Source organism: uncultured Fibrobacter sp. (assembly GCF_937877005.1).
GTDB lineage: Bacteria > Fibrobacterota > Fibrobacteria > Fibrobacterales > Fibrobacteraceae > Fibrobacter.
In genome coordinates this window covers 1-10,442 of sequence record NZ_CALEFV010000078.1, presented here as the reverse complement: position 1 = coordinate 10,442, position 10,442 = coordinate 1, and the positions used below count along the sequence as shown (strand labels likewise).

Below are 10,442 nucleotides of genomic sequence, written 5' to 3'. Positions count from 1 at the left end.
GCCGATGTTCACTTTACCATGGCCTACTATTACCGTAGCATGGATTCCACGCGGATGTCCTTGAACGAGATGGAAAACGGTCTGTTGATGGATCCTGAAAATGTTTCTGCTCGTCGCTATCTTGCACAGATGTACGTGAAGAACGAATCTCCGTGGATGGCGATTTTTACTCTCGAAGAGGGGCTGCGCCATAACAAGGGCAAGGCCGACTTGAATTTAGACTTGGGCCAGATTTACTTTGCCCAGAAACGCTACGATGAAGCATTTGAATGTTATATGAAAGCATGGCGTGCCGGAAATTCACAGGGCCGCATCGGTGCCGAGAATGTGGGTCATGTGTTTTCGAATGCGGGCGAAATCGAAAAGGCTGAAGTACTTTATAAGCGTATCCGCGAGAAAAAGTAGTTCTTTTCTTTTCTACATTTGGGTTCATGGCTAAGAAAAAAAAGATTTTTAAGTCCGCCGCCCTGATGCAGGCGAACCGCAGTAAAGAAGATAAACTTCGTGAAACTCTCACCCAAATTGTGAGCGGGCAGAGTCGCTTGTTGAATCGTCCGGAAGATTTGTATGAAGTGATTGCGGCTGGCCTTGATGATATTGAGAATTTTAAGAATCCGAAAGATCAGCTAGAATTGCTTGCTTGGACTCTTCGTTCCGACTTTATCTCGTTCAAGGCTGATACAGACGAAGAGAAAGAATACTGGGATAACCTGTTCTACGATGCGGGAACCTTCTTTGTCGAACTTGCGGCACAGTATGCGGATAAGGATTATGTTGCAGACCTTGTGCACGACTTGGCAATGCGCCATGTAGGTGGCGAAGGTCGTTCGGTTGTATTCTTGAGTGTCGAAGAATTTTTGCCGAAGGAACGTGCCCAGGCTTTGTTGGTGGAATTGATCAACAAGGTCACCGAAGTAGATCAGGGCAATCGTGAAGATATTCTAGATGCCATATGCGATATGGCTGATTCCATCAAGGATGCCGCGAACTTTGCAAAAGCCGCCCTCCTCAAGGATCCGGACAAGAGCAATGCGACGCTTGTCGATATTGCGAATGCGCAGTTCATGGCGGGCAATATCGAACTTGCGAAACAGTGGCTCTCCGATGTCAAGAATCCCGGTGCCGAAGATGAGGAAGCCTATCTTGATCTGCAGGCTGCAATTGCCGACAAGGAAGGTCGTAAGTCCGAATGCAAGAAGATTGCTCGTACTTTGTATGAAACCTTCCCGAAGGTCATCAACCTGGGGCGCCTCGCTTCGTATCTTTCGGAATCGGAAGCGGACCTGGTGCTGAAGGAACATGAGAGATTCCGTAACGGGAATATGCCGAATATTGAATTTATGCAGCTACTCGCTGCAATGAAACGCTATGAACAACTTTCAGGGTATGTGGAGCGTTTCGAGAAGGAACTCACGACGCTTGACGCTGAAGAACTTTCGGGACTAGCTGATTCTATCGAAAAGGATGGCCAGAAGAAATTAGCTGACCATATTCGCGACTGGATTGTAGAAGAACCTGAAGAAGCGGGCTTCGACAACGAAGACTAGAACTTATTCAAGCAACAGTTCTTGTGGAATGGCGCCTTCGATGACGAGGAGGCGTCTTTTCAGTTCGAGCCCCAGGGCGTAGCCGACCAGGCTCCCGCCCTTGCCCACCACGCGGTGGCAGGGGAGTATGATTTGCAGCGGATTCGCGTGGAGGGCGGCGCCCACGGCACGCGAGGCGCGGGGCTCTTCAATAGCCTCGGCAATTTGCTGGTAGGTACGGGTCTCGCCGTAAGGTATTTGGGCTATCGCGTTCCAAACTTTTTGTTGGAACTCGGTACCGTAAATTCTGATCGGTAACGAAAATTCGCGGAGCTTACCCGACAGATACAGGTTCAACTGCTGTACGGCCTTGCGGTAGGCACGTGCAACTGATGGCGGTAGCGAATGGACTATGTCGGGCTCGGCATAGGCGCAGGCCTGCACGGAACTAGGTACTCCAGGTCCCGTGTAGCGCAGGCTGCATAGCTTGGATTTCTCGAAGACAAATGTCCACTGCCCCCAAAGGTTCCGGTGGGCGATGGTCGTAAATGTCGGTTCGGAAAAATCCATATGGCGAATCTACCTTAGCGGGTATTCCTTGTAATCTTTGACGCCGAATTTCTGACGCAGGTAATCCCAACGTACCAGACGGTTTTTCCAGTAGTACCTGCGGTACAGGCGTCGTGCCACGCGGCTCGTAAATTCGTAGGGAATCGTGTGGTGGTCGTCGGCGACACTTTCCATGGAAATTCGGTGATCTAGTTCGCCGTTTACGACATCGACAGTTTCGCCGACCTGAACATCGGGAATGTGGCTGACGTCGACCATGGTGGCGTCCATGCAGACGCGCCCGAGAATTGGACAGAGCTGTCCGCGGATGAACAGGAATCCCTTGTTATAGCCGCCGCGTAGATATCCGTCTCCGTAGCCGATTGCGACCGTTGCAATGCGGGTAGGCTGTTGCGCCATCCAGTATCCGCCGTAGCTGACCGTTTCGCCGGGCTTTACGTCGTGGATGTGGCGGATAGTAGACTTGATGCGCATGACCGGCTTGATTGGCCATGGAGAGGGTGCTGCTCCCATGCAGTTGTAACCATAAAGGGCTAGCCCCGGTCGCACCATGTCGAAGTGGCTTTCGGGATGCAGGAGCGTGCCTGCGGAACTGCTGCAATGGCAAATTTCGGGGCGGAGCCCCTCGGCTTCAAGAACATCGACCAGTCTTGTGAATCGCTGGATTTGAATTTGCGTTTTGGGGTTCCCGGGCATGTCCGCAGTGGCAAGGTGTGTGAACATGCCTTCGAAACGAAGGTTCTTGAGGCTGAGCGCTGCACGGATGTTGTTGAAGTCCTCCGCGTCGAAACCGTAGCGGTTCATGCCGGTGTCGATTGCGAGGTGTGCTTTGCATGTGGTTCCCGTGTCGCGCAGGAACTGGTCAAAGCTCATGGCGGTTCGGATGTCCGTAATGGCGGCCGTGAGCTGAAATTCGACGAAATAGGCGAAGTCAGCCGGAGTGCATGGGCCAAGAACCAGGATTGGCAAGTCCATGCCGTATTGGCGTAACAGCATGCCTTCGCTGATATGGGCAACTCCCAGATAGTCGGCACCGCCGAATTTTGCGGCGAAGGAGCAGGCGAGGCTTCCGTGACCGTATGAATCGGCCTTGACGGGAAGTAAAATCTTCGTATTCTTGGGAATTTGGCTGCGAATGAATTTAATGTTGTTACAAAGTGCGTCTAGGTTGATTTCAATCCAGTTTGGGCGCGCAATTTTATTTAAATCGGGGGGTGTACTTAAAAGTTTCATGATATCGAAAATATAAATAAAAGGAACCTCTACGGCTATTTGCTTTTACTATCTTTCCTAATGCTGTGCAGATTACAAAGTTAAAGATTTTTGGATTCAAGTCCTTTGCCCAGAGGACCGAAATCAACTTCCCCACGAAGGGTCTTACGGCCGTGGTGGGGCCGAACGGGTGCGGTAAGTCGAACATTACCGACGCTATCCGCTGGGTTCTGGGTGAACAGAAGGCTGCATCCCTCCGTATGAGCAAGATGCAGGACGTGATTTTCAGCGGTACCGAAGAACGTGCCGCCATGAGCCTTGCCGAAGTTTCCATTGTCATCGATAACAGCGACGGCACCCTGAATTCTGAATATTCCGAAGTGATTGTGACCCGCCGCGTGCACCGTGACGGTTCGGGCGAATACCTGATCAACAACCAGGAATGCCGCCTTCGCGACGTGCATGCCTTGCTTTTTGACTCGGGTCTCGGTTCCAGCACCTATTCGCAGATGAACGCCGACATGATTAAGGCGGTTCTTTCTGACAAGGCCGACGACCGCCGCGTGCTGTTCGAAGAAGCCGCCGGCGTGAGCAAGTACAAGCAGCAGCGCAAGGAAACCCGCCGCCAGCTTGAACGCGTGCAGATGGACATGGAACGTGTGGAAGACAACCTGCGCAGCGTGCGCCGTTCCGTAAAGCTGTACGAAACCCAGGCCGAAAAGGTCAACGAATTTAAGCGTCTCAGCAAGCGCCTGCGCGAACTGGACCTCTCGGTCAGTATCGACAAGTTCGAGGACATGAAAGAGGGCCTTGCTACCCTCGATACCGCGACCCGCCGTCTGAACCACGATGTGGAAAATTCGAAGACGAATGCGACGGTGTTGCAGGCAAAAATTGACGAAAAGAAGCTGTTGATTGCCGAAGACGAAAACGCCTACCGCGACTTGGAACGCGAGGTGCAGAAGGCGACCATCGAGCTCAACGACTTGAATAACAGCATGGGCCGCATTCGCGACGTGATTTCGAACTTGGAAGCCGCGAACGAAAAGTCCCAGGAAGAAATTGACCGTAACACGGGCAAGGTGCAGGAACTCCTTTCTGAACGCGCCCGTTTGGAAGAAGAAAATGCGGTGCTCAGTTCCGACAGCGACGTGGACGAGATGAACGCGCTGCTGGAACGCGAACGCGAAATTTTGCAGGTCATGCGCGACAAAGTGGATGACCTGCGTACCCAGTCAAGGGAACTTGCGAACGAACGCCTGCAGAAGACGAACCAGGTGAACTCCCTCAAGAGCCGTTTCGAGCGTATGGACGCTGAATCGGGCCTGTTGCAAGCGAACCTCGCCAAGTGGCGTAGCGAAATGGAACAGGTGCAGTCGCAGAAGGCGAGCGCCGAATCGGCATTGGCTGACATTAACGCTGGCCTCGAAGCCGCCGATGCTGACCTGGAACGCCTCGCGGAACAGCGCTCGACGCGCGAAGAACGGCTCGATGCCGAACGCGCCGACTTGCTCGAAGCCCAGAAGAAACTGCAGGAATTGAAGAACGAGGTGGCAAGGCTCACCTCAAGAATCGACGTTTTACAGAGCGTTGCCAACGAGGGCACCGACGCTAGCCGCTGGCTCATGGAGCATAAGGCGGACCTGGTGGGCGGGCTCCTGTCGGAACGTATCGAAGCTGCTCCCGAATATGCCGCCCAGGTGGAGGCCGCCCTCGGTGACTTGATGGATGCCGTGGTCGTTGCTAGCGACGATGCGGCCATTGCCGCGGTGGATGCCATGAAGGGCGAAAACGTAGGCAAGGCGGTGCTCGCGCTGGTGGGTGCCGGTGCTGAACCCTACTCGGGCACTCTCCAGGGCGACGGTGTAACCGGTTGCCTTAAGGATTATGTGACTGCCGACGAACAGATTGCTGGCTGGCTCAAGGCGCTGCTTTCTCGTTACTTTGTCGTAGATTCGCTCTCGACGGCGGTGCGCCTTGCGCGAGCCATGCGCGGTGAAGACCTCTGCTTTGTGGCTCCCGAAGGCATCGTGCGTACGAGCGGCCTCATGAGCAGCGGTACGGCGACTTCCGGAACGCTCAGCCGCAAGAACGAAATTGCCGAAGCGAATAGCCTGTTGGAAGGCGTGAACCTCGAAGTGGCCCAAGCCGAAGAAGAAATTGGCCGCTTGCAGGATTTGGTCGACGAAGACACGCAGATGCTTGCCTCGCTGGTCGACGAAATCCGCGAAAAAGAAGATATGAAGCGCGGCGGCAACGCCGGCATTTCGATCCAGAATAACATTATCGCCGGTTGCGACCGCAGACTTGCGCAGTTGCAGGGCGAAATGCAGAACGCCGAATCCAAGATTCAGGCGGCGGAAGCCTCTAAGAACAGCGACCAGGAACTCATGGACGCCCAGGCTTCTCTCGAAAAGATCGAAGAAGAATATTCCCGCGTGAACGACGAACTTTCGGAACAGGACACCCTGTTCCGCGAAAAAGAAGAAGACGTTCGCGAACTGGAACGCAGCGCTCAGGACAAGACCGCAAAGCTCACACAGAATACGAACCGCTTGAATTACATCGCCGAACAGGTGGAATTCCTGGAAAACGCGATTCAGGGCCGTAAGGCAGAAATTGAAAAGAACCAGGCCGCCATCCAGAAGAACGAGGAAGACGGCAGGGGAGTCGCTGACCAGGTGCAGAGCAAGGATTCAGCCTTGCGCGAACTGGAAAATCAGCGCGACTTGGCCCGCGAAAAGTACGAACTTGTCTCGGGCGACCTCGAAGAATGGCGCAGCGAAGTCAACCGCCTCCGCGACGACATGATCGAGAAGATGAAGGAATTGAACGATGTGGGCCGCAGGCAGGAAGCCTTGCAGGCAAACCTCGACCGCCTCACCGAACGTATCACCAACGAATACAGCGTAGACCTTGCGAACCCCGACGACATCGAGCGCGTGGAATACAGCCAGCCCGAAGCCGACCGTGAAATTCGCGAACTCCGCGGCAAGATCAAGGAACTGGGCCCCATCAACGTGAACGTGATGGAAGACTACGAAGATGAAAAGAAGCGTCTTTTGGAAGTGGAAGCGCAGTTCGACGACCTGGACCGTGCCCGCGCCTCGCTGGACCGCACCATCACCAAGCTCGACGACATTGCCCGCAGCCGTTACCTCGATACGTTTGCGCGTATTCAGAAGAACTTCCAGTTCGTGTTCAGCAAGCTGTTCCTGAACGGCGAAACCAAGATGAGCCTTGTCGAGAAGGTAGACGAAATGGGCAAGCCCATGGATATCCTCGACGCCGACATCGAAATCAACGTGCGCCCCACGGGTAAGAAGATGCGCGGTATCAAGGCGCTTTCCGGTGGTGAACACGCCCTGACTGCAACGGCCTTGCTGTTTGCCATTTACATGGAAAAGCCGTCGCCGTACTGCGTGCTGGACGAAGTCGACGGCCCGCTCGATGACGCTAACGTGGGCCGCTTCATGGCGCTGCTCCGCGAATTCAGCAAGCAGACCTTGTTTATCGTGGTGACGCATAACAAGCGTACCATGGCCGAAGCCGACATGCTCTACGGTGTGACGCAGGAAATCAAGGGTATTTCCCGCATCGCCAGCGTGCAGTTGGCTGATGCTACGAAGTTCGCGATATAATATTTTTTCACCCGGTTCGTCCGAGCATTTCTCTTATAATAAAAACATCCCCGCATTTGCGGAGATGTTTTCATATTCTAGTACAAATTCTATTCGCGGGTCGGGCAGTCTTCAAGGAAAAGGATCCATTTCCTTGAACTTTCGCAATAAGAATAAACGTCAAATTCAAATACGCAGAGCCCTTCACGCTCCGGATCAAACGCTTCGCAATATTCTTCTGCAGTTTCTGCTTTCTTATAACCTTTTTCTGTATTTACGTAGTATTCCGTTTGTTCGTAATACTCAAGAGTAGGCTCGTCTATATTACCTTCATGTTTGACAAATTCACAGGCGGAACCTGTAGAATGGTCTTCGCAATATTCTGCCACAGATTGCCACACGCTATCCAATTTGACGAAAGACTCGGTACCGACATGGCAGATTTTCTTGTCGGTATCCGTTTTGCATTCAAGACTTCCGCCACAGTGAGACATTCTAGAAGAACTAGTCGGATTGTCAAGATACCCGCCATATGTCAAATTTTCACCTTTATTTTCGCAGTACTCATCAGAAGTAATCCACTGATACATGGATGATTCATCCTTGTACGCACAGACATAGGTTACGCTTTCTTTGGTAACAGTTGCATCTTCGTTATCTCTGTTGCAAATCTGGTTGAGAGCAATGTCTGTGGAGGCGTCAACCCACTTACCATTGTCATTTACGACGTCTTTAGCTATAGAGCACTTGAAACTGTGGCTTTCACCATCCTTGAGGGTTTCGCTCTTAATGTCTGCAATGTTTTTAGTATTACCTCTATCGGTATCGCAGTTACCAAACTTGGCGTTAAGGTACTCATTTTCATCAGTTTCTTTCCAATCTGTGGAGGAAGAACTTGTGGGGATTCCTTCTGCGTTACCATTATTAAGACATTCATAGTATGCGTTACCGACTATAGCGACATCTTTTATTCGATTTCTTGTGCAAATTCCAAGCGTTACGTTTTCATCCAAATCGCTTGCCTTAACCCAAGAGTATCCGCCGGAATAACCTCCAGAAATGTAGTTACACTTGTATTTTTTCCCTTCGTAAACAGCTACTTCGGTTTGATTCTTCATCTTATCTTCATCGCATTTGCCATAGATTTCTTTAAAGGTAAGTTCACGCCATTCATGGATATGGTTACCGTTGTTGTCTAAATCCTCTACTGTTTCACAAACGTATTCGTAACCGGATTCAGTAACCACTTTTTTATCGACATTGCCATAATGGCAAGCTTCACCTAAAGCATTGTCACGTACTTCAGCAGCGATCCATTCGTATTTTTTTTCGTTATCAAGGTAATCGCATTTGTACCAGGCGGAACCATTTTCTTCCTTGACGACTCCCTTTTCCATCACGGTTTTTGTACATGTACCATATTTCTCGTCATGATCATCTTTCTTTCTCCATTTGGAGCCATCGCATACAAAGGTTGTTTTGCTCGTTGCCGTGGCAAGTTCCGCATTTTTGTAGTCGAACAGCTTTTCTTCGCCAGCGTTGTCGACATCGCACACACCGAGGTAAAGCTTGGATTCCGGATTGTTAGCCTGTTCTTCCGGAGTCATGCCGTCCTGTTCAGAATATTCTCCGGAAGAACTCGAAGAACTAGGATCACCAGGCACAAGTCCAAGATTATTGCAAGCAGTAGAATCAGGCAGATTACATTCCTCTTTGACGCACTCATACTCTTGAATTTCCCCGTCAAAGAACGCCGATCCCTTATCGCCTTCACTACGGCCCAAGCATACATTGTCAGTATATTGCCAGCCACAGTTTTTATCGTTGCATACACAAACGGCATTTTCATCAAGACCTTCAAAGCTATAGAAGAAGGTCGAATTAACTGCGTTTTCATTGCAATCTTTTTCCACCGTTGCAACACCTACAGCCCAAAGTGTTACAGGATACCAAACTTGTTCGTTTTCGATATATTCAAAGTAATGGAAATATCCCCCTTTGACATCAGACTTATACACCTTGCTGCTATAGCCAGACGGATCATTGAAAACCTTTGCGTCTTCGACTTTAAGCTTATAGGCTTCCACAAATCCATTCTGCAAAATCTTGTAATAGACGGCATCCGTACCACTCCAGACATTCGTTTCAGCAGTAGAGTCGCCATGCTGCATTTGGTTCCACTTGAAGAAGTTCGCGTCGATAAGCAAAGCGAGGTAATCAACAAAGAACATGCTGTGTTCCTTGCCTGCGTAAGTCGTATTGACGGCGGTGTTAAAGTTGCCGTTTTCGGCAAAGACATTGCGGAAAGCGTTATAGACCGGGTTAAAGCCCGGAGTCTTGTCCTTTTGGTCAATGAGGGCCATCACCCAGGCGATACTGTTGAAGTTTTCGGCCAGGCCAATCTGATCGGGGGCATAATGTTCGAAAGACGGATATTCTTCGCTGTTTTCCAAATAAAGTGCACCGGCAAGTTCCTTGTTTGCCTGCTCGTTTGCAACACCAAAACCGTTACCATCGTCAACCAACTTCTTTGCGCGGGCGGCCTTGTAGTCGGTCAAGAAGTCGATGACAACCGTATCGGACGCATCGGACAAGTCTGCATAGGCGTTGTAAATGACATCCGTTGCGTTCGAGCCAAATCCGCCAAAGGCGCCGAAAGCGTTGTTGGTCAAGTTCAGCTTGACACGGAACTTCACAACCGGGGTCGTAAGGTTCGTGATGTCGAGATCCCCTTCGAGGCGTGCAACCTTGTATTCCACCGTCTTTTCGTTAGTTTCTTCGATTGTCACAAAGGATTTATTGGCAGAGGCGAACAAGTCCTGCATAAACACCTTGCCGCTCGGGGCGAACTTTTCGTCAAGGTCCGTCACGGTAAGTTCTGCATTGTCGCCACCCTTGAGGTTCTTCCAGATTTCTTCGTAGATGTCGTCAGTTTTTGTTTCCTTGTTGGCCTGCACCGGGAAACGCACGACAACATGCTTCTTGTACACCTTGGCGAGGTTCTCGTTCACGGGCGTGAACGGGATTTCCATCTCGGTTTCGGCTTCGCCGCAACGGATTGTCACGGTGATGATAGCCGTTTCGTCGTTGCGTTCCGTATTGACGATGGCGCAAGACTTGTCTTCGAGTTCTTCGGTCCAGCTGTTGTAAGCGTCACTGAACTTGTTGTCGATATCTTCGCTAAGTTTATTAGAGGCGCTGCTTAGGTTCTTGAGGGCTTCGTCGATGTCCTTTTGGTTCATTGCGGAAGCGGAACTCAACGACTTGAGAGCCTCGTCAATTTCATTTTGGTTTTTACTAGAGAAGGAATTCAACGCATCTTTAATAGACTTGTTGATGGCTGCGGTGTCAGCGCTTACGCCATCTTTACCGTTGGTACCGTCTTTACCGTTGATGCCATCCTTGCCGTCGGCACCGTCCTTTCCGTTGATGCCATCCTTGCCGTCGGCACCGTCCTTTCCGTTGATGCCATCCTTGCCGTCGGCACCGTCCTTTCCGTTGATGCCATCCTTGC

The 10,442-nt window shown here is 51.1% G+C and carries 5 protein-coding genes and 1 pseudogene; 3 read left to right on the top strand and 3 right to left on the bottom strand.

Features of this window, described 5'->3' with window-relative positions; translation table 11 throughout:
* Together Q0628_RS04365 and Q0628_RS04360 are read left to right on the top strand one after the other, a co-directional pair.
* Window positions 1–405: pseudogene (locus Q0628_RS04365) on the top strand (hypothetical protein); the annotation flags it as partial.
* A 26-nt stretch (window positions 406–431) separates the two neighbouring features.
* Window positions 432–1,547, top strand: a complete 1,116-nt coding sequence (locus Q0628_RS04360) for a tetratricopeptide repeat protein (protein ID WP_298768512.1) — start codon at window positions 432–434, stop codon at window positions 1,545–1,547.
* A gap of 3 nt (window positions 1,548–1,550) precedes the next feature.
* Here Q0628_RS04360 and Q0628_RS04355 read toward each other — a convergent pair whose 3' ends face one another.
* Both Q0628_RS04355 and alr read right to left on the bottom strand, forming a co-directional pair.
* Complete coding sequence (locus Q0628_RS04355; protein WP_298768510.1) at window positions 1,551–2,096, bottom strand: methylated-DNA--[protein]-cysteine S-methyltransferase; 546 nt, start codon at window positions 2,094–2,096, stop codon at window positions 1,551–1,553.
* 9 nt (window positions 2,097–2,105) lie between these two features.
* Entirely contained in the window at window positions 2,106–3,329 is a 1,224-nt protein-coding gene (gene alr / locus Q0628_RS04350; RefSeq protein ID WP_298768508.1) for an alanine racemase, read from the bottom strand.
* 65 nt (window positions 3,330–3,394) lie between these two features.
* On the opposite strand from alr, the gene smc reads away from it, so the two are divergent.
* Entirely contained in the window at window positions 3,395–6,949 is a 3,555-nt protein-coding gene (smc, locus tag Q0628_RS04345; RefSeq protein WP_298768506.1) for a chromosome segregation protein SMC, read from the top strand.
* A gap of 89 nt (window positions 6,950–7,038) precedes the next feature.
* Here smc and Q0628_RS04340 read toward each other — a convergent pair.
* On the bottom strand, window positions 7,039–10,442 hold a 3,404-nt coding region (locus tag Q0628_RS04340; RefSeq protein ID WP_298768504.1), incomplete at its 5' end, for a hypothetical protein.

Coding starts and splice junctions, on each gene's coding strand:
- Q0628_RS04360 (WP_298768512.1), top strand. CDS start 432: ATGGCTAAGAAAAAAAAGATTTTTAAGTCCGCCGCCCTGATGCAGGCG.
- Q0628_RS04355 (WP_298768510.1), bottom strand. CDS start 2,096: ATGGATTTTTCCGAACCGACATTTACGACCATCGCCCACCGGAACCTT.
- alr (WP_298768508.1), bottom strand. CDS start 3,329: ATGAAACTTTTAAGTACACCCCCCGATTTAAATAAAATTGCGCGCCCA.